Source organism: Lentibacillus jeotgali (genome assembly GCF_000224785.1).
GTDB classification, from domain to species: Bacteria; Bacillota; Bacilli; order Bacillales; family Amphibacillaceae; genus Lentibacillus; species Lentibacillus jeotgali.
This window is the reverse complement of sequence record NZ_AGAV01000018.1, coordinates 117,515-142,960: the sequence shown is the minus strand read 5'-3', so window position 1 is coordinate 142,960 and position 25,446 is coordinate 117,515. Positions and strand designations below refer to the sequence as shown.

Genomic DNA, 25,446 nt, shown 5'->3' with positions numbered 1-25,446 from the left:
TGTATCTCTCACTTAATTTAAATTTTCTTGATCGTCATTGCTGTTATAACGTTCTTTATTCTGCTCCTCCTGTTCAGCTTTTCTGATGGCAGGAAGGTATTGCTTTCGGAGTATAGCAATTACAACAACGGAAGATAATACAGTTACCAACGTTGCATTAATAAATAAAATTAACACTTCAATATTCATAGTTGTAGTCACCACCAAGTAAGTTTTTGTTGGTACAGATTATTCAAAATTTTGATTGGTTATTAATATTCTAGTATCAATTACTAGATACAGCAAGACCTCTTAAATTTCTGATATTAATCTAACTGCTTTTTAAATCATAAGACGATTTTATACTATTCCACCCACCGACAAATACTTCGTTTCCAAATAAGGCTCTATTCCCTCTATGCCACCTTCACGGCCCAAACCGCTCTCTTTCATACCACCAAATGGTACATGTGCGGCGGATGGGGCCCCATCGTTCCAACCAACAATGCCAAAGTTCAAGTTTTCATGTAAATATGTTCCCGTGCGGTAATCGTTGGTAAAGAAATAGGCAGCCAACCCAAATGGTGTGCCGTTAGCAATTTTGACCGCCTCTGCAGTTTCGTTAAAGGTTGTAATCGGCACAACCGGACCAAATGTTTCCTCCTGCATCATTTTCATACTTTCGTTTACATTTTTGAGTACAGTTGGATAGATATAAAAATAACCTGCTTTTCTGTTGGCATCAGATTGATTTCCACATAACACCTCTGCTCCCTTTTCAGTGGCGTCCTCAAGCTGTGAAATCACCTTATCATAGCCTTTTTCATTAATCACAGGTCCAACTTGTGTCTGTTCTTCCATTCCATTCCCTACTGTTAGTTTACTAACTTCTTTGGTTAATTTGGCCGAGAATTCCTCGGCTATATTTTCATGTACAAGCACACGGTTCGCACATATACACGTTTGGCCGGCATTTCTGAACTTGGAAGCAATCGTTTGAGCGACTGCAAAATCAAGATCCGCATCTTCTGCGATAATCAGCGGGGCATGCCCGCCTAATTCCATCGAGACATGTTTCAATGTATCTGTACTGTTTTTAATGAGATGTTTTCCGACTGGGGTTGACCCTGTAAATGTAATTTTGCGCACGTATTCACTATCGGTGAACAGTTTCCCGACTTCATTGCCATACCCGTTTACACATTGAACTGCATCTTCAGGTATTCCAGCCTCATGTGCCAACTCAATAAGTTTAATTGTTGTCAGAGGGGTTTCCTCTGCTGGTTTCACCACGAACGTACACCCTGCAGCGAGGGCCGGTGCAGCCTTTCTCGTCATCATGGCCGCCGGGAAATTCCATGGTGTAATGGCTGCAACAAGTCCAACTGGCTGACGCGTAACAATGATACGTTTGGATTCTGTATTGGCTGGGATCGTACGCCCATAAATACGTTTTGCCTCTTCCGCATACCAGTCTATGTAACTGGTTGCATAATCCACTTCCCCCAGGGATTCCTTGATGGGCTTCCCACTTTCCAACGTCATGACGTTCGCAATATCTTCTTTATTGTCCTGAATCCGATCCGACCATTTCTTTAACAATCTTGACCGTTCATGTGCATTTACGTTGGACCATTGCTTAAAAGCTGCGTGACCTTTTTTTAAGGCCTCCAGTATTTCTTCCTCGGTATTTATTTTCACATCCTGCACACGTTCTCCTGTTGCAGGATTTTTCACCTGCAGTATCTCTGTCATGGCATAGACTCCCTTCCAGCTATTAGTCCTGAAGAGGAAAAGCGACAAAACCAGCCACAATTTCCACTATAAAATCCCATTTATACAAAAGTCTGCTCCAATATATCCAATCCTTTTTCCAATTCTTCATCAGTTATTACGAGTGGTGCAAGGAACCGAACGATATTCGAATTTATCCCTGCGGAAAGAAGTAATAATCCGTTTTGATTGGCGTTCGCAGTAATGTCGCTCGTTTTTTGTTTATCTGGCCGTTTCGACTCACGGTCTTCCACAATTTCAACGGCAACCATTGCGCCAAGTCTACGAATCTCGCCAACAAATTCATATTTTTTCTGTAACTCCTGCAGCTTCCCTTCAATTTTTCGCCCAATGACATCTGCTTTTTCAGGTAAGTTCTCCTCTTCCATCACATCGATAACAGCTAGAGCTGCTGAACAAGCTACCGGATTTCCAGCATACGTTCCACCCAGCTCACCTGGGTTGGCAGCGTTCAAAATTTCCTTCTTGCCCACTACACCGCTTAATGGCAATCCGGCAGCCATCGATTTTGAAACCGTCATGAGATCAGGTTCAACATCAAAATGATCAACCGCAAATAACTTTCCGGTACGGCCGAATCCGGTTTGAATTTCATCTGCTACAAACACAATACCATGTTTCTCACAGAATTCTTTGACATACTGGACAAATCGCTTCGGCGGAATAATAAAACCACCTTCACCTTGAACCGGCTCCATCACAACACATGCAACGTTTTCCGGGGCAACGGATGAGACAAAAAAATCTTCAAAGTCTCTGATAACCTGATCGACATATTCGTCATCGGTCAACTGACTGGGCTTATGGTACAAATACGGATATGGCGCCTGATAAATATCCGGTGCAAATGGACCAAAGCCAAATTTGTACGGTTTAACCTTACTTGTCATGCCCATAGTTAAATTTGTTCTTCCATGGAATCCACGTTCAAACGAAACAACGGCTTGCTTGCCGGTATATTTTCTGGACACTTTTATCGCATTTTCAATCGCTTCCGCCCCTGAATTCAGAAGAAGGGCTTGTTTATTGAAATGACCTGGTGTAATTTGACATAGCTTTTCTGCTAAATTGATATAACCTTCATACATCATGACATTAAAGCCAGGATGTAAAAATTTATCGGCTTGTTCTTTAACGGCGGTCGTTACTTTCGGATGCGTATGACCGACATTTAATGTCCCAATAGCCCCTGCAAAGTCAATCCATTCATTGTTATCAATATCCGTAACGGTGGCACCGATTGCATCTTTTACTATATTTGAATTACCATTGCTAACCCCTTTTGGTATATAGTTTTCTCTTTTCTCCTGCAGTGCTTTTGTATCAGTCGTAACCGTTTCCATAAAATGGAACCTCCTTTATTGACGATATACTATGAATTTATAAACGATTATGATAGTTTATTGGTATAGTGAAAAGTACCAGAATTAATAAAATTTAGGTACCAGGTGATGAGAATGATTAAATTCCATATCGATCAAAGTGAAAACGCTAATTATATTTATCAGCAAGTTTACGAAAAACTTAAGAGATTCATTCTAGAACATAAAATTTCCGCTGATGATAAGTTGCCATCGAAAAGACAATTGGCGAATGAATTGGGAATAAGCATCAATTCGGTTGCCACTGCTTATGAACAATTACTTGCGGAAGGTTACATTTATACAATTGAACGAAAGGGTTATTTCGTTGAAGATATCGACCATTTCATTAGTGGTTATGCTCGAAAGGCAGATAAATTACCGGATCATTTAAAGGAAACATCCGACCATAAAGAAGACTGGCTTTCCTTATCGCACATCAAAATGGACAGCACAAAATTTCCGTTTCATGAATGGATGAAAAGCCAGCAAAAAGCGATTAATCAGTATAGCTCGGAACTTTCCAAAATCACACACCCACAAGGCCCTTTTACAGTACGAAAGACCATTTCTGATATGATTGGCTTAACACGAGGCGTAACGTGTGAGCCCGAGCAAATCGTTATCGGTTCCGGAACACAACCATTAATTAATCAGTTGATGACTATGCAGCCCACAAATACAAAAGTAGCCGTCGAAAATCCGGGCTATTCACGTATTTTTCAATTATTAAAGAGCTTAAAGCTTGAAGTGTTGCCAATTACGTTAGATAAAGAGGGAATGGATATTAGGGAAGTAAAAGCTTCGAATCCTCATTTTTTGTTCGTTACACCATCACATCAGTTTCCGACTGGAACGATCATGCCAATTTCCAGAAGGGTTGAGCTATTGAATTGGGCTGCTATGCGCGAGGATCGATACATTATAGAGGACGACTATGATAGTGAATTCAAATACGGGACCTATCATATTCCTTCCTTACAGAGCCTTGATCAAAACCACCGTGTGATTTATGTCGGTACCTTTTCCAAGACACTTCTACCGAGTTTTCGCATCAGTTACATGATATTGCCGCCCAAGTTACTCGAAATGTATCGCCATCATTATTCAGATTGGATACAAGGAAGCAATTCGCTCCATTTGTACACTTTGCACGATTTTATACAAAGCGGTGAATATGCAAAGCACATTAAACGAATGAATCAGCATTATAAAATGAAACGAAAACAATTAGTTGAAGCACTACGCTTGAAATTTCAGGATATGATCCACATAAACGATATACCAGCCGGTCTCCACTTTTTGGCAACATTCCATACAGATAAAAGCTACAACGAAATCATGGACAAAGCCCAAGGAGAAAAACTGGAAATCTATACAATCAGGCGGTTTTTACTGGAAAGTGAGGCTAAAAAATCGGCAAATATCCAGCTTGTTATTGGTTTTGCCAGTATTAAACAAGATCAAATCGCAGAGGCGGTTGAGCGGTTGTACCGGGTAATTGGTTGATCCTACATTTGGATTCTCTATATGACAGCGTTCACAAAAATACTAGATTATCGACAGAGTAGTATTGCGACTACCTGTATAGCATGTTGCCTAACTAACCGTTTATATAAAAAGAAAGCTCCGACAATAATTAGGAGCCAACAAACGCTAAAAACTAGGAAGGCTCCTTTTCATTTCTCATAGAAATCATAGAAATACCCCCAAAAACTCAAACAAACCCGCCTCTCTATATGAAAGGCGGGTTTTTGAGCTTACTAATATTTCTGGTTACTCAAGACAACACTGTATATAGCCTACTTCATCAAATACGAGCTATCCCACAGTGGAAGCTTTGTACCAATGTTATTTTCCAATGCATTCTGGTAAACCTTATATCCCCATGCGACGTCTTCTGTCGGGAGGCCTCCAGTCATGCAAATTATCACTTCATCATCGGATTTTCTGCCTTCTTTTTCCCCCGCGATGATGTCTCCAATATCATCGATTTTGCTGCTGTCATATTCGCCGTTATGAACTTTTTCCAATAGCTGCCCTGACATTGTCCAGCTCGTGATGCTTGAGATGCCATCAGGATGGCTCACACCATCTTCCAGCCACTTCTCGTGCATCGACCACATATCTGCGACAACTCTATGATTCTGGTACGATGCATCCGAAAATCCTGCTGCTCCCGTCAGAATAATAAGAGCACCCGGCTTAATGCTTTCCTCTTTGAACTCCGGTTTCGTTTTGCCGGATGTCGCAACTGTCACAATATCAGATTGACTCATGCATTCATCCATATCATCCACAACTTCAACCGGCAGCTTAATCTGTTCCTCAAGCTTTTGGGCGATCTGTTTTCCTTTTTCAACATTAATATCAAATAGTACTACTTTATCAAGACTATTAACAGTCGTCGTGATAGCATCGATGCAGGACTGGTTGATCGCGCCCCCGCCTATTGCTCCCAAAACTTTCGAATTCTTTTTCGCAAGGTGTTTTGAAAACACGCCGGGAACTGCGCCAGTTCTGGCTGAACTGACCAGATTTCCAGCCATGATGGCAAGCGGCGCGCCTGTGTCCTTATCATTCAGCGTAAAAGTGTGAATTGAGCGGGGCAATCCTTTGTTAAGGTTTTCAATATTGGACCCATACCATTTGTTACCCACGACGTCAAATTCTCCGCCCAGGTAGGCAATCAAAGACATAAACCTCCTGTCCGGTCCTGCTTTAGGCATATTTTCGAATGGCTCTTCTTCGTTGAACCACAGCATCAGGCCATGATCATTCCTGTTCGGCCCGCCCATGATATAGTCCCCTTTACCAATCAGTCTGAACATCTCTTCAATCGTGCTGATACAATTGTCCATGTTCAAAACGCCAGCTTCAATAACTTCCTCTTCCTTAAGATAGAGTAATTCCAGTTTTTCAGACATTAAGCATTCTCCTTATACTTGAATTTAATCCATTTTTTAGAGTAAGAAAAGATAAAAATAACAGCACTCGCTCCAATGGTTATAATTGTAAACAGCCAATGCTGACTATTTAAAATGAATAAAGGTGCAAACGTAATGATTAAAATTTCCACTGGCGCAATTGGTATATATGCAAGGCCGAATTCATCCAGGGTGTTGCTTTTCAATTTTGGATCTACAATTCTTAATAGTGCAATCCCCATTGCGACAGCTCCTGTGATCCAACCGAAAGTAAAGATACCTTTTTCAAACCAGTTTTCCTGGAAGTAATACTTTGATACTACTTTATAGAAAAAGTAGGAAGCTATTATTCCAAAGATAATCAGGATTGTAAATGGCACAAGATTATCAGCAACAATTGTCAGATTAATAGATGCAATACCAAAAGCAACAAGAATATCGGTCGCACTTCCGCTTATTTTGGACATCACACTTTTGTCAATGTAATCATCTGCGCCCGCCTTCTGCATCAGCTGCCTCATAATGAGTCCCACAAGGAATGAAAGTGAGAAAGCAGGAATAGCCAGATTAGCATAAAGTGACTCACCAAATTGACTTAAATAATATCCAACGGTTGTAGCAAGCACAACTAGTGCCAAGTGGAACACCAAAGGATCGATTGAAATACTGGAGACTGTTTCAGTTCCCATAGAGCTTCTTTTACTTTTAGGAAGAAGACCCGTTTTCAGTTCTTCAGGCAACTGATGAAAACTACTGATATAGTTTGAATAACCTTTGTTTGCACTGGATTTTATCAATACCATACCGACAATAATTGCCAGTATTGCACCAATCGTTGCAGAGGTCATGGCAAGGGATGTCGCTGCTTCCCACCCCTGCTGGGCGAAAGCATCCCCTATGGCTGCGGCCGTTCCATGTCCGCCCACAAAACCTGCTGCCAATATCAAACCGAAACCATTATGCACATCGAATATTGGAACAAGCAATATAAGTGCAAAGAGCAATCCCCCGCCCCACATCAGAAGCATGATGATTTGGGAATAAGACCACAATGCTCCGACTTTATCCACTACTTCTGACCACTTAAATTTCGGGGTGGACATAGGGAGAGCTGCAAATACAACAGCAATCAAAATTCCCGGATAATCGCTTATGAAATTTGAAAATGGGATAATACCAAACCCATTGGGGCCGAAAGCCAACCCAAGAATTCCTGCAATGATACTTGCCGGCATAAAAGAACGCTGGAGCAAACCAATTTTTGCTCTTAGCAACATGCCTATCAACAACAGCAAAGATATCAGACCGACATCAGTCAGGATATTCCAAACGTTGAATCCCATATCTGCAACCCCTTTCATTATTTTAATAACACTATACCATTATAAAAGGAAAAAATAAACCGTTAAATTATAATAAGGAATAATTTTTCCTATATACATTTAATGAAATATTTATATAATAAAGGTTAGGGGGAATTAATATGCACAATAACCTGAAAGAAAAACTAGTGGAAATACAGGATGGTCTTCCGAAGAAACAACGGAAAATCTGTAAATTCATTATTAACCACATCGATGAGGTTTCAACCATGACGATTAAAGAATTATCGGAAAAGAGTGGCGTTGGGACGACCACTATATTGCGATTCATCGAGAAGGCAGGTTATAAAAAATACCCGAACTTCAAAAACGATATCATTAAATATAACTTCAGCAACAAGCAAAATACATGGTGGCACTTGAAAAAGTCATTGGAAGAAATGGATGATGCTGAAAATTCCCTTGTCAAAGTGGGACAAAGCAGCATAGACGATATAGAGACTGTGTTGAGGGAAACTGATATGAAAGAATATGAAACGTTTTTAAAAATACTCCTCGACGCAGATAACGTACATTTCCTCGGAATGAGAACCTCCAAATCACTGGCGCTTTATTTTGAAATGATGCTGAGAGGTATACTTGATCACATGAATCAGTTAAGTTTGAATTCTGACTTCATTTATGATGAATCATTGAAATTCAAAGAAGGGGATGCTCTGGTAGTCATTGCTTTATCCCCCTATGCAAAACAGGCGATTGATTTTGTAAAGTATTGCAGCAAAAATTTGGATATAAATATTGTTGTGATCACTGACCTTGAAACATGTCCAATTATACAGGACAGCAACGCCCATCTGATAGCCGCCCAAAGCAAGAACAGATACAGCATTGTTCCTACTATCACCTTGATAGAGTCACTGATCATAGATTTGGGAAAGAATCAGCCCGATTCAGTGGACAAGATATCACGATTGGACGACATCCATCGTGAGAATGACATTACAACATTATGAAATTAACTAAGGGTCGGCTCTCTGAATAACAATGGCTTACACTGAAAGTATTCTATTGTGGGAAGGCGGGGGCTGTAGGTCTAACTATTTGCGCGAATTGCGCAGTCGCTATCCCCTTCCTCCATACGGAAAAAGTGTCATGCAGCAAAAGTACATGACACTTTTCTTCCGGTAATTGATAGGATAAAGTAAACTTCCACAAATGGGGTGAAATTCGATAAAAAACGGGAAGTGACAGACATTCATATGTCAACAGCAATTCCATAATCATTCAGCGCTTCCTCAGCCGTAATCTTCTCAATCTCTACATCTTTCTTAATCATGTCTTTATCCCTTTTTGATGCATACCCATAGCCGCCACCGCCTGCGGAACGGAATGAAATCACTGTCCCTTTTTCCAGTGTTAATGTGACCTTTGAAGATACTTCTTTCGATTCACCATTCGGATACGTAATAAAGCAACTGGAAGGAGCTCCTTCTTTACCGCCAAATAATCCCCATGGTCGGATTTTTTGACGTTCCGACATTAATGTAAGTGTGGCACGTTCGCAGTTAATTTCTATCTCTCTCATAAGTCCCATGCCTCCACGGTACTCTCCGCTTCCGCCGCTGCCATCAACTAGTCCATATGCTCGCACTAATAACGGGTATGATGTTTCAATCACCTCAACAGGTGTGTTTAGAGTGTTTGTCATGTTCGTATGAACCCCATCCATACCATCAAGTCCATCGGTAGCACCTTGCCCGCCGCCATATGTTTCAACATATGAAAAATAAGCATTTTCGCCATTTCCATTTTTAGTTAACCCGCCTATTGCCAATCCATTCATTGTTCCCGAAGAAGCAGCCGCAGACCTTTCAGGCAGAACCGAAGCAAGCGCACCTAAGATTGTATCCGTGATGCGTTGAGATGTATTTAAATTTGCGTTTGAAACTGATGCCGGAAAACCAGGGTTTACGATTGTTCCTTTAGGTGCCTTAACGTCAATGGATCGATACGTTCCATCATTCGGCGGCACTTCCGGATCGACTAGTGACTTAATAGCATAGTATACACAAGCTTTTGTGACACCAATAGTAGAATTGACCGGCCCTTCAGCCTGGGGCGCACTGCCTGTGAAATCAACGACCACCGAATCTTCTATCACATCAACTTGTGTACTGATTTTAATAAACGCTTCATTAACCCCATCCCCTTCTAAATAGTCTTCAAATGTGTACGAACCATCGGGAACCTGAGATATAGCCGAACGAATTCTTCTATCAGAATAATTCATAATCTCTTCCATGCACATCTGCAAATACGGCACACCATAACGATCAAATAAATCGCTTAAACGATTGGCCCCGACATTATTTGCAGCCATTTGAGCATATAAGTCACCTTCAACCTCTACATCCGTGCGTACATTCGTTTTAATCAAACGAAACACTTCATCATCTATGGAACCCTCTTTGGAAATTCGTACCGCTGGCAATCTGAGTCCTTCCTGAAATATCTCAGTTGCTTTTACTGACATACTGCCGGGGGTCATTCCGCCCACATCAACATGATGTGCAATGTTTGCCGTGATAGCTACCAGCTCATTTGCATAAAAAACAGGGCTGACCAAAAACACATCAGGCAGATGCGAACCGCTGATATATGGATCATTGATTAGAATGGCGTCTCCGGGCTTCAAGTCTTTAGGCGGATATATTTTCAAAACCTCTTCAACAACAGATGGCATTAATCCTAAATGCAGTGGTATATGTTCAGCCTGAGCAATTAATTTTCCTTCATTTGTGTAAATGGCTGTAGAACAATCCATTCTATCTTTAATATTTGGTGAAAGGGCTGTACGAATCAATGTTGCTCCCATTTCTTCTGCTATGGACTGGAAAGCATTTTTCATGACTTCGATTGTTATAGCATCAACGGTTTGCTTACTCATTATGAGACTCCCTCCTATAACTTAAATTAATGATAAGATTCCCTGAAACGTCCGTTTGAGCTTCTTGGTTTGGTCCGATAACAATTGTTGAATCAAGCTGCTCGACAACCGCGGGGCCTGTCAATTTAAATGCATTGCTTAAATCTGTGCGATTGAAAACAGGAGTTTCATAAAAGTTCCCATCAAAGAATACGTTACGGTGTTCGATTGGTGTGACCTCTTTATTGTGGTTAAAGTATCCTTTATTTAATCGGGTTCTCGATAAATTGCCAAACGCGATTAGTCGAATATTTACTAGTTCAATAATTTCGCCCTCTCTGCTGAAACCATAAACTTCCTTATGAGCATCATGAAATTTATTGATAGCCTTGTCTATTTGCTTATCATCCAAATAATCGACATCTAATGGCACAGAAATTTCATGTGCCTGTTTAGCATACCGCAAATCCAATTCAACCACTAACGCTTTATCTTTCTCCGCAAATCCTTCTTTGTTTAATTGTTCCAAAGCCTCCCGCTGCATTTCAGATAAAGTGTCATGAACGTCTTCAATATTCAATGTGTGTGCTTCCTGAGCCACTGTTTGAACATAGTCATGCCGAACATCAGCTGTTAACATGCCAATAGCACTTGTGATTCCGGGGTTAGATGGGACGATAACTGTTTCACATAGAAGTTCCCTGGCAAGATCAACAGCATGAAGCGGTCCTGCTCCTCCAAACGCAACTAATGCAAAATCACGGGGGTCGTGCCCTTTTTCCAGTGATACTACGCGAATGCCTCTGACCATATTGGCATTCACAACTCTTAAAATTCCCTCAGCAGCCTCTTCAATAGATAAATTCAATGGTTTAGCAATTTTTTCTTCGACTGCCGCTTTGGCTTTGGCTATATTTATCTGCATGTCACCGCCTAAAATATAGTCTGGATTGATTTTTCCCAGAATTACATCTGCATCGGTAACAGTCGGTTCATAACCTCCTTTGTCGTAACAGACAGGTCCGGGTTCTGATCCTGCACTATGCGGCCCGACACGCAAAGCACCGCCGGAATCAATCCATGCAATACTTCCGCCGCCTGAGCCAATTGTATGCATTTCAACCATTGGGAATTTTATGGGGTTTCCGTTAATTTCACTTAAAGTCGTAAATTGTGGTTCTCCATTTTTAATGAGACTCGTATCTAAACTTGTCCCGCCCATGTCAATTGTGATTAAGTTACTGAAATCTGTCGTCTGTGAGATTTGCTGGCCGGCCAACGTACCTCCAGCCGGTCCCGATAAAACTGTACGAGCAGGTACATCCCTTGCTGTTTCAGCATCAATAACCCCGCCGTTGGATTGCATAATATATAAATCTGATTTAACGTCGTTAGCTTTCAGGTTATCTGATAAATGATGAATATATCGATTCATTTTAGGCAGTACATAAGAGTTGGCAACGACGGAACTGGTCCTTTCATATTCTTTATATTCCGACAAGATCTCACTGGAAATAGTGACATAGGCCTGATCATATTCTTCTTCAATGATACCTTTTATTCTTTTTTCATGTTCATTATTGACATATGAATTGATCAGACTAACAGCAATTGATTGCACACCTAGTTTCTTTAATTGTTGAATAACCGATCTTGTTTCCTCTATATCCAAATCACTAATTACGTCACCTGTATGCAAAATTCTTTCCGATACCTCATACCTGAGATTCCGTGGGATCAATACTTCAGATTTCCTGGCTCGAAAATCATAAAGATCAGGCCTGGCCTGCCTGCCAATTTCTAACACATCTTTAAAGCCTTCCGTAGTTATAAGCGCTGTTTTTGCTCCTTTACGTTCAAGAAGTGTATTTGTTGCAACGGTCGTTCCATGGATAAAGAAAGAAATATCCTCTGCGGATTTGCCTTCCGATTTTAACAGCTGATTAGATCCCTTCAGGACAGCCTGTGAAGGGTTATCAGGCGTTGAGGGAACTTTTGAAACGGAAATTTCCCCCGTTTCTTCGTTTAATAAAGCAATGTCTGTAAAAGTGCCTCCTGTATCTACACCCAAACGATATTTCATATAAAATTCCTCCTCAAGTTAGTTGGATTTCACATTATCAGCTACAGGGATATTCATATTTTTGTTTCGCGTCTCGAACAATACGCCGATCACTAAAATTCCTATAGTTACGGGCAATCCAAGTAATACAGGATCTATAGCCCACAGCATGACCACTCCGCCCTCTTCCTCGGGAGAAACACTTTGACCAATTAACAAACTGACAATCGTTACCATTGCACCTACAACCATCGCACTGATTGTTGATTTCGGCGCTCGGCGGGATGCTTTCCAGAAAACCAGAGAAATTAATACTGGGGAAAGTGAGGCACCCATAATACGTCCACCAATCAGTAAGAGTTCCAGAATATACGGCAGAGCGCGGGCGATTAACGTCCCTACAATTGCAACTATAAAAATTGATATTCTCGTAACAAACACAACTTGTTTCTCAGTTGCATTGGGATTTATTAATTCCTTATACACATCAATTGACAAATTCGAACTGGTAGTCAAAATCGTTGAACTTAATGTGGATATACATGATGCAATAACAAGGGTGATAAAAAATATACTGCCAAACTCGCCAAAAAGCTCTGCCATACTGACATACGCACTGTCAGGACTAATATCAGGAAAAATCACAACAGCTATAGTTCCTATCAGAAACGGAACTATATACCAAACAAGCGTTATAATTCCCCCATACAAAAATCCTTTTTTCGCTACTTCCTCACTTTTAGCTGACAATCCTCTTTGAACTAACGTCTGATACCCTATCGCTGTAAACGCTCCCATTAATACCCAAGCGAATGCCTGAGATCCCCCTGCGTTCCAAATATTTACGTGCGTCGAAGGGATTAAGCTAGTAAAGGACTCCCATCCGCCGATATACGCAATACCCAACGGGATTAACAGTATGGTTCCTATTAATAACAACGCCGTTTGTATTGAATCGGTCACCATAACGGCCCACATGCCACCAGTGACAGTAAAGAAAAGTGTCACACCCAACGTAATCACCAATGCCAAGTCCAACGGTATATCAAACAATAATTGGAAAATTGTTGCCATACCGATGATAGCTCCTGCCGTGACACCAACGTCACGAAACATAACCAATACCATGCTGACTAAACGATGGGGAACGCCTAAATATCTTCCAAAAAGTTCAGGTATTGTCGCAATATTGGCTCGTCTTATCCGGGGAATAAACCAAAACCCCATCCAGGTTATGATAATCATGTAGCCTACTGCAGAAAAATAAGCGGAAATGCCAAGCGAAAATCCCGAACCTGTGAAACCAAGCAAAGTGGCTGAATTAATCATCGTTGCTACAATTCCACCGGTAACCAATAATGTAGGGGCTTTTTTCCCAGCAAGAATAAAGTCGGATGATGTTCCTTTTTTCATTTGCCGTCCAGCCAAAGGACCGATGGCCATCATAATACCAAAATAGACGATTATAAAAATTAACTCAAACATTCATCCACCTCCTATCAAAGTGTTAAAATTAATTCCCAAAACAGAAGGTAAAGAATCCCGACCCCAGAAACTAACAGCAAAACAAAAATCATTTTAAGTGCAGGAGCCGGCACCTCATCCATTTTCTCCTCCATAGCTTTTTCATTTTTATTTTCTGATGATTTCATATCTTCACCCCATTTCCATTTTTTAAAGTATAACAAATAACAAGGAATAAATAAACCGTTTTCATTTAAAAAGGAATTAAAATTCCTATTTTCAAAGAATGTATTTGAGATAAAACAAAACCGATAATGATAAACAAGAGCAGTTCTTCATGAAGCAGGAAATTGAAAAAAGAGAGTTGAAGAATACACCGACTATGATTATAATAAGGCTGATAAAAAAAAATGGCAGGTATGAATCCGGCTTACTACCGTATTCATACCTGCCAATTAACTGCTAATAAACCTACCATTTTGGGGTCACCTCGGCAATTGCCTCAAAGCCGACAAAACCGTTTTTGATATTGCGAAAACAGACGCAGACGGCACGCCCTTTCGTTATGGCATAATGCGTGACACTTAAACGATGGAAATGCCCCCATCATACTTCCTTTTCCATGCTTGAAATGAATATTCTTGAAGCTTCTGTCATCTATCCGCTTTTATGCCTTATCGAAGAATGGTTCAAGCCGCTCCACTTCTACAAGGGCTCACGGACAAATACATCATGCTACCTATTCCATTATTATTTCACGGGCTTTACGATGAAATATTAAAATTCAGCCTGTTTTTGGGCCGCTGCATATCTCCCTGCTGACGTACCTGCCGTTTTTCCAAATACTGCCCCCGACATCAAACCTGAGCCACCAGGATAGTTACCATAAAAGATTCCACCAATCATTTCTCCAGCAGCATAAAGTCCTTGGATTGGTTGGTTGTTGGGATCAAGAACTTCTCCTTTATTATTTGCTTTTAAACCGCCAAAGCAAAACGTAATGCCACATGTAACCGGAAAAGCATAAAAAGGACCTTTTTCCATTTTCAAAGCCCAGTTTGATTTAGGTGGCGTGATACCTTTTGTCGCTTTGTTGTCTTTTTCAGCCGGATTAAAGTCTCCGTCCTGGACAGCGGCATTATATGCTTGAAATGTCTTCAAAAATTGGTCTTTATCAACATCAAGCTGATTAACCAGTTCCTCAAGAGTGTCTGCCTTATAACAGGTCGCCTCCGCTTTACCATACTCGTCACGCAGCATATCTCTAACTTGTGAATCGTAAATTTGGTATGCCACATGGCCAGGCTGTTTTAATATTTCTCGTCCATATTTGGCATAGGTAAAGTTTCTGAAGTCCGCTCCCTCATCAACAAAACGGTTTCCTTCCTTATTAATCATGATCCCCAATGGATAAGAGTGTTTTTTAAATATGTCGCCCGGCTTTGTAAAATCACCAGTTTTGGGTGCGTTGGCATCTGTTCCTATTGAATGGCACCCATTCCACTCTCCAAAAGGCTGGGCCCCAATTTCAAAAGCCATTGATAAGCCATCGCCTGTATTAAATTCAGTTCCCCTTATAATTGCATTATCCCAGATGTCACCAAGGTTTTTTGAGCGGAGTTTTTTGTTGGCCTCGAAGCTTCCGCATGCTAAAACAACACTTTTTGTTTGTACTGTGACTTCTTCTCCATTTTTATTTACTTCAATTGAAGCTATTTCGTTATCATGCTTGTTAATTTGAGTAGCCGGTGACTCATACCATACATCTATCCCTAATTCTTCGGCCCTGGAATTAAGCTGATTAATCAAGCCCACACCTCTGTTACTTGTCTTTACTGGTAGTCCCCCCCAAAAATGATTAATTCCATCTTTAACAAAAGACTGATTATCATATATAAGATCAAAGTCGATTTTATTTTCATGCATCCATTTGATTGTTTCATAGGATTTTGAAACGAGATGTGTTGCTAATTCTTCTTCCGACCTATTATTGGTAGCATTCATGAGATCACGGTAATATTGCTCTTCTGTATATGGTGGCATATTAATTTTTGATGCTTCCTCATCTGAAATTTTCGGAATAACTTCCCTTAGTTCATCTAATCCACTAAACGCAAAACGAATAGCTCCGTCAGTAAAAAATGAATTTCCTCCACGTTTATGTCTTGGCCCTTTTTCTAACACCAACACTCTGGCATGCTTTTCCTTTGATGCTATAGCAGCACATAAAGCAGCATTACCAGCTCCGACAACAACAACATCATATGAATGATTTTCATGTACCAATTCCATCACTCCAGTTAAAGTTTTGAATTTTTATCAAAATCGATTTAGTATCAATATAATTTATCGTTTTTCATAAGTAAAATACTTATAATTTATTCCATACCATAAAAAAATTTTATATAAACACTAGAATTAGGTATAATAAAGCCATAAAATTAAAGGGGTTTTTATTCATGAATGAAAAAGACTGGGAGTTGCTGATTACTTTATACGAAGAAGGGACAATCACAAATACAGCAGAAAAACTGTATATATCTCAACCTGCATTAACCTATCGTATTAAACAGATGGAAAAAACATTTCAGGCTAAAATCATATCCCGTGGAAATAAAGGCGTGACATTCACTAACCAGGGGTTGTATCTGGTAGACTACGCAAATAAAATGATAAAAGAATTGCGAAAAACTATAGATGAAATCAAAAATATAGAAGGTGAAGTCCAAGGTACCCTTAGACTGGGGGTTTCCAGTAATTTCGCTCTCTACAAGCTTCCATTATTGCTTGAAGGATTTCTTTCACAGTACCCTAAAGTGGAAGTAAGTCTTACAACCGGGTGGAGTTCAAGAATTTTATCAAAATTGCAGAGTGAAGAAGTTCATGTTGCCATACTTCGGGGAGAACATAATTGGACCGGAGAGCAGCTCATATTAAATGAGGAGACATTATGTGTAACCTCCACAGATAAAGTAAATATAGAGAACCTCCCAAAGCTCAATTTAATACGGTATCACACAGATTTTCATTTAAAAAATACGATTGAAAACTGGTGGAAGAACAAATTTACGATGCCTCCGCAGGTTTCCATGGAAGTAGACCGAATAGAAACCTGCAAAGAGCTGGTTAGAAAAGGACTCGGATTTGGCATCTTCCCAAGTATTTCACTGAATGAAGAAGACAACTTTTATACTGTTGACCTAGAGGAAGATAATAAAAAAATACTTAGAAAAACCTGGCTTCTCCACCGGCAGGAACTTTTAGAGTTGAACGTTGTCAATTCTTTTGTGAGATTCATCAGAAACCATTATGATGTATAGGCCGTAAAAAAGCTGTGTAACAACTTATAGTTACACAGCTTTGTTTATGCACATATCTTTTAATTAGTTGTAACACTTTTCCTGGAATAACTCGGAAGGGACACCGCAATATCCCTTCATTAAATACCTTGCTGTTCTCCCGATGGTCGCACGGTTCACAACATATTGACCATTCATATTATCAACATCTGCTTCAACTTCGATAAAACCTGAAGGATGACCAATATTAACTGGTCCGTTAACGTCAGACAATATATCTGCCACATTTGTTCCTGGGATTAACCCCGCTGTTGCAATTGCTATCCCTCCACTTACGGCAAACGCTTGATGCAGTGTACCCATGGAAATGTATCTGCCAGTTATATCAATATCCATACGATTAATATCGATTCCAGTACTGCTTTTGTAATTAGCCGGTTCAGATATGACGGCAATCTTTGGCAGAGCGTGTGAAGTGGGTTCAACTATTTCATCCTTTTCAATCAGGCCAATCTGAACACCTACGCTTATTCTGATTTCTTCTAACGTCGCAAGTATAGATTTTTCATTAAATGCATTGCCTATTTCAGTTCCCGCTATATTTAATTGATCTGCTGTCACAAATACAAGCGTATTTGCGGAGTCAATTACAGAAACTTCATATTCTAACCCTGACTTCGCTTTAACAATATCCCTGACATGACCGGTTGGAAGTACATTCCCAGTGATCGCGCCACCCGAATCTATAAAACTCACATTAATCCGAGGGGCCTTTCCAGGTACACCGTCAATTGAATAATCGCCGTTAAAGACAGGTCCATTCCTTGTAGTCGGTACATCTGTTTCAATAACTTTTTTAGTATTTGTATTATATATTCTGACAGTGGTAACACCATCTGCCGGCTGACAAAATCCTTCTTCCACAGCATACAGACCGACTGCAGCTGCCATGTTGCCACATGTTGGTTTATAATCTATTTCTTCATTAAAAAGGCTGACCTGACCAAATGTATAAATAATATCAATATTTTCATCATCTGATTTTTTAATTAAGGCAACTTTGCTAGTAAGAGGAGTACCGCCTCCTACCCCATCAATTTGTCTTTTATCAGGACTCCCATATATCCTGAGTATTGCTTTATTTCGATTACTAGGATCAGTTGGGAGATGTTGTTTGTTAATTATAAGACCCTTGCTTGTTCCTCCCCTCATTAATACGCATGGAATTTTAGTAAATGTCATTTGCTCCCCTCCCCTTCGTATAATGAGAACTCCTTAACGGTTTACAAAGAGCCAAAAGCTCTGTTATGTCTTCTACAGTTTCTAAATTGCGTATTGCAGCAACAATACTTGAAGCCTGTGGTATTCCCAGTAAATTCTTAGAAAGGTACAGGAACTTTTCTTCAAGTTCATTTAATGTTAAAGGATTCGTTGGATCACCTTTAGCATTTATTATTTCCTTAATATACGTCTTATCATTTGTTTTAACTTCTAATGAACATCCCCAGTTTTTTGGATAGCTTCTTTCAAACTTTTCATCAATAATAACGTCTACTTTCTGTGCAAGTCTCAAAATTCTTATATCCTGAATTCTTTCTTCAGTGAATTGATTAATTAATGCCTTCCCATCAATTAGAGCTACTGCAACACCATACGGAATACTGAATTTGGCATCTGTGGAATTCTGGGGGTTATTGGTATATCCGCATTGAATTTTTGCAACTTCATACGTTTTAACTTTAATTGATACAATTTCATCCGGATTAATTTTTGATTCTTTTATTTTTAATGCAGCTTCTATTGACGGATGCATACTCCTGCAGCATGCGTATGGCTTTCTTGTGATGTTTTCGATATAAAAACGCCCATTTAATTTCTCTGTGACAACATCATACGAATAATCACTGGAACTGCCTTTGTACAGTCCTCCGTCTTCAGCCTCCAATATTTGATTAGAACCGGTCAATCCACCATTAACCATAATGGCAGACAATATTCCACTAGCAGATGCAGATCCTGCGTGAAACATTTTTGAATTTGCACCATTTGCTGTAAAGGCCCACAAACCGGATGATTGAGTACCTGCCAACCCAAGGGCGTTTACCATTTGTTGCACATCAAAATTAGAAAGTGATCCAACAGCAGCTGCAGCACCAAAGGTTCCACATGTTCCCGTAGCATGCCACCCTTTCTTTCTGTGCTTGCTTGCATTTATCCCTTTACCGATTCTTAGCATTGCCTCATACCCAACGACAATTGAAGTAAGAAGGTCCTTCCCCGAACAATTCACAACTGCACCGTATGTAAGTGCAGCCGGAATAACAACCGCACCTGCATGTGACTTCGCTTCTTTGTGTACATCATCCATTTCGACTGCATGAGCCATTGAGCCGTTTAAAATGGCGGCATATAAAAGGGAACTTCTGTTTTCCATACCTATCAAAGGTGCTATTTGGTCACCTGTAGATAATGAAAACTCTTTCGATAATGTCTTTATTTCCTTTGTTTGAGCACCTGCAAAGATACAACTTAATGTATCCAGCAAACATAGCTTTGCTTCGTGAATTACCGGATAGGGCAACGTTTCAAATTGCAAGTCAACCAGATTTTCTGCCATTTTTTCTGTAATTGTCATACGTAACTCCTTTAGATTAAAAAATGGTAATCCCTAATAAGCCAGATGGCCAATACAAATTTAATATATTGCTGATTAAAAAAAGTCCACCGATTACAAGTACAGTTGAAAAAACAGTTGTTACGAAGCGGAATTTCGACTCAACCAATAGAAATACCAGTAGAAATAGAATAGTAGCCAAAATTAAACCAACAACATAAATCAAAGCAATATAGCCAACAACCCACAATACATACTGTAGAACCCTCTTAATTTCACCAATATCTTCTGTGTGTTCATTCTTCTGTTTTCTCAAAAACAAATCGATAGACTGCAGTACAAGTGAAACGAACGATAACACTGCTGCACCAATGGCTACAAAAAACGGGAAAAACTTTGCTTTATCGGAGAAACTGTTTGCCTCCCAACCCATATAACAAAAAATGATAAATAAAAAGAATGTAAATAAAATTGATTTTACTTCTTTTGACATAAATTCACCCCTCGTAAAAGCAATTCTCTTCAATCATGCCGTATTCGCTGTTTCTGTGGTATCCTTTTTTTCTGTGGAGCGTTTTAAAACATAACCACCAGCTATCAAGGCTACAATAATAACCCCAAGAATAATGACGCCTGGATGTAATAACCATGTAAATCCATATCTCTCCATCGATATCCATAAATACCTCTCAGATGCTTGAGATAAAACAAAACCAATCAGTAACGGAGCTCTTGGCCAATCAAGTCTTTTCATGACTAACCCCAGAAGTCCAATCCCAATAAATAAAAGTAAGTCACCAAATTGCCTTGAGCTCTGATATGAAGCCACTGTCAAGACAACTAACAAAAAAGGGACTAAAATAGTTGCAGGAATTAAACTCAACCTGGAAATATATTTACTCAAAAAAATACACGCTGCTGCTCCAAAAATATTTGCCAATACCAATGTCCATACAATTGACAATGTGACAGATACATCCTCGTTAACCATTCGTGGACCGGCTTGTAACCCCAGTAGTGAAAGACCACCAAGCAAAATAGCAGTCGTTCCACTTCCAGGTATACTGAATAGTAAAGTCGGTATAAGTGCACCACCCTCTTTCGCATTGTTGGCGCCTTCAGGTCCAATGACTCCTCTGATATCGCCTTTACCAAAGTTATTATTAGCTTTAGCGGTCTGTTTTGTTATACCGTAAGTAATCCAGTCAACAACACTGCCTCCGAGACCAGGAACAAATCCGATAAGAGATCCTATAGTGGCTCCCTTGAGTACCAGCCACTTATGCTTTATGGTGTCCTTGATCCCTTCCAGCCAGCCGCCCTCAAGCTTTTCACTCTTGGAAATACTTTGCTTCTTTGCCAGCAATTCAATCATTTCAGGAAATGCAAAGAGTCCCAAAGCTACTACGGCTAACGGAAGTCCGTTAAACAAATATATCCATTCAAATGTATAGCGATATTCGGCAACTGCTGGAGCAGCCCCGACAGCACCCAGCATTAGCCCAATCATCCCCACTAATACACCACGAATAGGCGTATTACCTGATAAGATGCCGACCATACTTAACCCTAATACAGACAACATAAATAATTCTGGAGACCCGAACGACAATACCAATGGTTTAGCAATTGGTATGGAAACGAGAAGAACGAGTCCCCCGAGAACACCTCCAATCATCGAGGAAAAGAAGGCTGCCCCTAACGCTCTGCCTGCTTGCCCTTTCCTGGCTAATGGGTATCCATCCATAATAGTGGCCTGTGACCCTGATGATCCGGGCATACCAATTAATATGGACGGAAAAGTATCACCGGTATGAAGTACTGCCGCCATACCAATTAGCATTGCCATCCCTGTATAAGGATCCATTCCATATACAAACGGCAGTAATATCGCCATACCCACTGTTCCACTTAAACCTGGTAAAATACCTATTAAAAGACCCACGGAAATCCCTAGGAACATAAATGGTATTCTGTTTGGATCCAATACAATTGATAGTGCTTCAAGCGCTGCATCAAACATAGTCGTTATGCCTCCTAGTATTGAATTGGAAAGGGAATAAGGCTAGTCCCCTTCCAATGAATTTTTTATTGGTATCTTGTAATGTCGTATTCTTTTTCAAGAAATTCTTTTACCCAATTGGTTACTTCCTCGTCCGTATTCAGCATATTCTTAACCACTTTATCTAGCTGATCTCCAACATAAGGTTTGTAACCGCCCAACACTTCCTCACCTTTTTTCGTAAACTCTGGATCTTCAACAGCTTTCTTCGCACCCTGTGATAGGGCTTCTACTGCTTCTTTTGGAGCGTCCTTGTGCAGCCAAATCACTTTTTGTACTGTGAAGGAAGATCCTAAAAATGCTTTATAAGCTTCCCATGCCGTGCCTGAAGGTTCTTCGCCGTAAGCTTTAACATAAAATTCCTTTAATGTCGGCATATCCGGGAATGCCGGATCACGTACAACCTCCCCTTTTTCATTTAGCTGTCCGAAAGAAAATAGCGGGTTAGCTTGTCCTTCTTTAACCAGTGGTTTTACATTTGAAAGATATGCCATTGTTGTTTGATAGTCTATATTTGATTCACCTGATTCAAATGCCACACGCGAAGGGCCTCGGCCGTCATAACCTAATATGGTTTCAACATCCATTTGCAGTACCTCGAACGCTAATAAAGTTACCAAATCCAGGCCTGTTGCGCTAATCCCTGCATAGGTCAGCTTTTCATTGGATTTTGTAAGATCCTTTGGTCCTTTAATTCCTGTTTCTGGATTCACATATACGACGCCCCCAGTTGGAAGACCCATAACCGGTTTCATATCTTTCAGCTCATATTTAACAGCCGGATCCCCCAGGAAGTAAGGCATATGCGTTGAACCGCTTGTTACCAGAGCATTCTGTCCGTTGGGTTTTCTGGAGAGCACAAATTCATTTGAACCATTAATACTACCACCGCCAGGAACGTTTACTGTTTGTATAGTTGGACTTCCTTTAACATTTTCATTTAGATATGGGGCTACAAATCGGGCAAATGTATCCGTTCCACCACCTGTTCCAAATGGTACTAATAACTCCAATGACTTCCCTTCATAAAAAGTACTGCTTGATCCAGATGCACTATTAGAGGAACAGCCAGTCAACACAATAGCTGTAATGAGCATCAATACAATTCCTGTCATTAGATATGACTTTTTTAATAACTTTTTCATAATAATCCTCCCCTTTTTTGTATGCGTTTGCAATAATTTGCTAATAAATTTGAACAGTCGATATGTTCAAATTTTTATTAATCAAAATTATAAAGTAAAAATGGCAATAATAAAAATAGATTCTTTTTATTATTTCCCATAAAAGCATTTTATGTAGAATGTTTTCTTTATTTTCCCATATTCAAAATCAGCACATTACCCCGGATAGTTGATCCTGCTTAAGAGTACATCAATACCTTTATTGGAATTGAATACGGTACTAACACTTAAAACGAATGGCTATTTCATCCTTAACAATGTCTGATAAAAATAAATTAAGATATAATAATTGGTCATATACTAAAAAAGACCGAATGGCGCGCCCACACCAATCGGTCTAATTTAACAGCATTTGACATATGGAAAAAAAGAATTATTTCTTGAAAATCTAACATACAAACTTTTGTTTCCCTCCCTTTCATCAGTATCGCTTACTAACAAAATCTGACAACCGTCGGGAAGTGCCATCCACATCCACACCCACACGACTCAAGGTGAATATTGTCAGCGAATTAAGTTGGTATACCATAACAAATCGTGAGCTACCAAAAACAATAGAATGCTTCCCCTTAAACAAACCAATTTTTATTTGTCAGCCTAAGGAAGCATCTGATTCAAATCCCCCGCAAACTTTTTACCTACTATTTGTTCAACTCATGGAAGGAATTTTTAAGTTTTTCATAAAGTTATTGTGTTTATATCCGAAATGGTCATGGAGCTCTTTATACATGCTATACAGCTTTTCGTATTTTTGCACATTTTCTTCAATAGAATGATAGGTTTTTAGAAAAGGTTGTTTCATATTATACACAGCATCTACAATACGGTCATAACCTCCTCCACTGTGGCCTGCAGCAACTGCACCCAATATCGCAGCCCCGACCGCCGGAGCATAATCAGTCGATGAGACATGGATATCAGTATTCAAAACATCAGCATAGATTTGCATCAGCAGTTCATTTTTTTGTGGAAGTCCGCCGCAAGCAAATATCTCATCGATAGGAAGTCCCCATTTTTGGTAGTTGTCTACAATGATTTTTGCGCCAAAAGCAGTGGCTTCTAAGTAAGCACGGTATATATCCTCAGGCTTTGTCTGAAAGGTCAGGCCAACCAACAGCCCTGTCAAGTCAGCATTTGACAATACAGAGCGGTTTCCGTTATGCCAATCAAGGGCAATTAAACCCGAATCTCCTGGTGATTTTTTGCTTGCTCGTTTTTCTAAAAGCTCAAACACTGACATTTGCATTTGTTTGGCCTCGCCGATAAATGTTTGAGGAACTTGTTGAGTATACCAGCCGAAAAGATCCCCGACAGCGGTTTGGCCAGCTTCATATGCGTACAAGCCAGGAATTATGCCATCTTTAACGACACCCGATATACCTGGAACCTGCATTTCCTTATCATTAAGCATCATATGACAAGTCGATGTTCCCATTACCATCGAAAGTTGGTTTGATTGAGAAGCTCCAATCCCCAGAATTGCCGAGTGAGCATCAATCATAGCAACGCCAACAGGTAATCCCTGCGGTAACCCTAATTCCTCGGCTATTTTTAATGATAAACCACCGGCACACTCTCCTATTTTTCCAATGCGTCCCCTTAGTTTTGAATGAAGCATTTCTCCGAGCTTAGGATGAATATTGGTTAAAAAGTCCTCCGGAAAGCCATCTGTTTCATTCCAAAAAGCTTTAAACCCGAGAGAGCAATTACTTCTGACAATTTCATTTGTTAGCCAGCTCACAATCCAATCCCCGGCTTCAAGGAATAAATCGGCTTCGTCGTACAAACGTTCATCCTCATATATCGTTTCCAGGCATTTTGGTATAAGCCATTCAGGAGATATATTAAAGCCGTATCTTCTCAACCAATCGTGTTTTTCCTGGAGAGCCCGATCTAATAATTCCTTTGCCTCTTTTGTTGGACCGTGGTGTTTCCATAATTTAACCCAGGCATGTGGTCGATTTACATACTCAGACTGAAAACAAAGCGGTTCTAATTCAGCATTTGTCGTTACCATCGTTGATGATGTAAAATCAACGCCAATTCCAGACAATTCACTTTTCGATATATTAGCCTTCCCCATTGCTTGAGGAATTCCTTTATATAAAACTTCCAGATAGTCGCCAGGGTGCTGTAAAGCATAATCAGGTTGTAATATTACCTTATCCTTTGTTGGTAATGCTTCTGTTATGACACCGTGTGAATATGGAATAACGCTGGATCCCTGAATGGTGCCATTATTATTATTTATGATTAATACTCTTCCTGACTCTGTTCCATAATCTATACCAATTGAGTAGGGCATATAAAGGCCTCCGATGTAAGCGGTTTTACTCTATCATAATAAAAAACAAATAAACAATCAAGAGCAATTACAAGCACGAACAAACATATTATTGTTTATTTATATTGACATTTAAACTATATAGGTATAATAATGAACATAAAGAAA

The 25,446-nt window shown here is 39.9% G+C and carries 19 protein-coding genes; 3 read left to right on the top strand and 16 right to left on the bottom strand.

All coding sequences use genetic code 11. The features are described 5' to 3' along the window. Nucleotides 1-12: 12 nt before the first annotated feature. The 3 genes from ON01_RS19615 to gabT all read right to left on the bottom strand — a co-directional run bounded on the left by ON01_RS19615 (nucleotide 13) and on the right by gabT (nucleotide 3,116). A complete protein-coding gene (locus tag ON01_RS19615; protein ID WP_175284965.1) occupies nucleotides 13-189 on the bottom strand; it encodes a hypothetical protein in 177 nt (58 codons plus the stop codon). Nucleotides 190-339: 150 nt separating this feature from the next. Further along, nucleotides 340-1,734 (bottom strand): NAD-dependent succinate-semialdehyde dehydrogenase, encoded by a 1,395-nt coding sequence (locus ON01_RS14830; RefSeq protein ID WP_010531861.1) that lies wholly within the window; start codon nucleotides 1,732-1,734, stop codon nucleotides 340-342. Between the two features lie 80 nt (nucleotides 1,735-1,814). After that, nucleotides 1,815-3,116 carry a 4-aminobutyrate--2-oxoglutarate transaminase gene (gene gabT / locus ON01_RS14825; RefSeq protein WP_010531860.1) on the bottom strand — a complete coding sequence of 434 codons (1,302 nt, stop codon included), beginning with the start codon at nucleotides 3,114-3,116 and terminating at the stop codon, nucleotides 1,815-1,817. Nucleotides 3,117-3,230: 114 nt separating this feature from the next. Here gabT and gabR point away from each other — a divergent pair, with 114 nt between their 5' ends. Further along, on the top strand, nucleotides 3,231-4,643 hold the full coding sequence (gene gabR / locus ON01_RS14820) for a MocR-like transcriptional regulator GabR (protein WP_010531859.1): 1,413 nt from the start codon (nucleotides 3,231-3,233) through the stop codon (nucleotides 4,641-4,643). A 293-nt stretch (nucleotides 4,644-4,936) separates the two neighbouring features. On the opposite strand, the gene ON01_RS14815 is transcribed toward gabR, so the two are convergent. Then, a complete protein-coding gene (locus ON01_RS14815; RefSeq protein WP_010531858.1) occupies nucleotides 4,937-6,061 on the bottom strand; it encodes a tyramine oxidase subunit B in 1,125 nt (374 codons plus the stop codon). Then, nucleotides 6,061-7,404 carry a sodium/glutamate symporter gene (locus tag ON01_RS14810; protein ID WP_010531857.1) on the bottom strand — a complete coding sequence of 448 codons (1,344 nt, stop codon included), beginning with the start codon at nucleotides 7,402-7,404 and terminating at the stop codon, nucleotides 6,061-6,063. The genes ON01_RS14815 and ON01_RS14810 overlap by 1 nt, the downstream gene beginning before the upstream one ends. Nucleotides 7,405-7,544: 140 nt before the next feature. Between ON01_RS14810 and ON01_RS14805 the strand changes: the two genes are divergently transcribed. Continuing rightward, nucleotides 7,545-8,396, top strand: a complete 852-nt coding sequence (locus ON01_RS14805) for a MurR/RpiR family transcriptional regulator (RefSeq protein WP_010531856.1) — start codon at nucleotides 7,545-7,547, stop codon at nucleotides 8,394-8,396. A 242-nt stretch (nucleotides 8,397-8,638) separates the two neighbouring features. Here ON01_RS14805 and ON01_RS14800 read toward each other — a convergent pair whose 3' ends face one another. The 5 genes from ON01_RS14800 to tcuA form a co-directional block, all read right to left on the bottom strand. Next, the gene (locus ON01_RS14800) at nucleotides 8,639-10,330 is read right to left on the bottom strand and encodes a hydantoinase B/oxoprolinase family protein (protein WP_010531855.1); all 1,692 of its coding nucleotides are present in this window, start codon (nucleotides 10,328-10,330) and stop codon (nucleotides 8,639-8,641) included. Beyond that, nucleotides 10,323-12,392: a hydantoinase/oxoprolinase family protein gene (locus ON01_RS14795; RefSeq protein ID WP_010531854.1), complete on the bottom strand. Its 2,070-nt coding sequence runs from the start codon at nucleotides 12,390-12,392 to the stop codon at nucleotides 10,323-10,325. The genes ON01_RS14800 and ON01_RS14795 overlap by 8 nt, the downstream gene beginning before the upstream one ends. An 18-nt stretch (nucleotides 12,393-12,410) precedes the next feature. Beyond that, nucleotides 12,411-13,856: a sodium:solute symporter family protein gene (locus ON01_RS14790; protein WP_010531853.1), complete on the bottom strand. Its 1,446-nt coding sequence runs from the start codon at nucleotides 13,854-13,856 to the stop codon at nucleotides 12,411-12,413. 14 nt (nucleotides 13,857-13,870) lie between these two features. After that, a complete protein-coding gene (locus tag ON01_RS19610; protein ID WP_175284964.1) occupies nucleotides 13,871-14,023 on the bottom strand; it encodes a hypothetical protein in 153 nt (50 codons plus the stop codon). A gap of 589 nt (nucleotides 14,024-14,612) precedes the next feature. After that, nucleotides 14,613-16,127, bottom strand: coding sequence for an FAD-dependent tricarballylate dehydrogenase TcuA (tcuA, locus tag ON01_RS14785; RefSeq protein WP_010531852.1), 1,515 nt, complete (start codon nucleotides 16,125-16,127; stop codon nucleotides 14,613-14,615). Between the two features lie 167 nt (nucleotides 16,128-16,294). Between tcuA and ON01_RS14780 the strand changes: the two genes are divergently transcribed. Continuing rightward, entirely contained in the window at nucleotides 16,295-17,155 is an 861-nt protein-coding gene (locus ON01_RS14780; protein WP_010531851.1) for a LysR family transcriptional regulator, read from the top strand. A 63-nt stretch (nucleotides 17,156-17,218) separates the two neighbouring features. Here the strand turns inward: ON01_RS14780 and ON01_RS14775 are convergent, their stop codons facing one another. The 6 genes from ON01_RS14775 to ON01_RS14750 form a co-directional block, all read right to left on the bottom strand. Continuing rightward, a complete protein-coding gene (locus tag ON01_RS14775) occupies nucleotides 17,219-18,376 on the bottom strand; it encodes a 2-methylaconitate cis-trans isomerase PrpF family protein (RefSeq protein ID WP_010531850.1) in 1,158 nt (385 codons plus the stop codon). Continuing rightward, nucleotides 18,363-19,769, bottom strand: coding sequence for an MmgE/PrpD family protein (locus ON01_RS14770; protein WP_010531849.1), 1,407 nt, complete (start codon nucleotides 19,767-19,769; stop codon nucleotides 18,363-18,365). Before ON01_RS14770 ends, ON01_RS14775 begins: the two co-directional genes overlap by 14 nt. A gap of 16 nt (nucleotides 19,770-19,785) precedes the next feature. Beyond that, nucleotides 19,786-20,241, bottom strand: a complete 456-nt coding sequence (locus ON01_RS14765; protein WP_010531848.1) for a tripartite tricarboxylate transporter TctB family protein — start codon at nucleotides 20,239-20,241, stop codon at nucleotides 19,786-19,788. A gap of 33 nt (nucleotides 20,242-20,274) precedes the next feature. Beyond that, entirely contained in the window at nucleotides 20,275-21,771 is a 1,497-nt protein-coding gene (locus ON01_RS14760; protein WP_010531847.1) for a tripartite tricarboxylate transporter permease, read from the bottom strand. A gap of 65 nt (nucleotides 21,772-21,836) precedes the next feature. Then, nucleotides 21,837-22,955 carry a Bug family tripartite tricarboxylate transporter substrate binding protein gene (locus tag ON01_RS14755; protein WP_010531846.1) on the bottom strand — a complete coding sequence of 373 codons (1,119 nt, stop codon included), beginning with the start codon at nucleotides 22,953-22,955 and terminating at the stop codon, nucleotides 21,837-21,839. Between the two features lie 688 nt (nucleotides 22,956-23,643). Further along, nucleotides 23,644-25,299, bottom strand: coding sequence for a ribulokinase (locus tag ON01_RS14750; protein ID WP_010531845.1), 1,656 nt, complete (start codon nucleotides 25,297-25,299; stop codon nucleotides 23,644-23,646). Nucleotides 25,300-25,446: the final 147 nt, after the last annotated feature.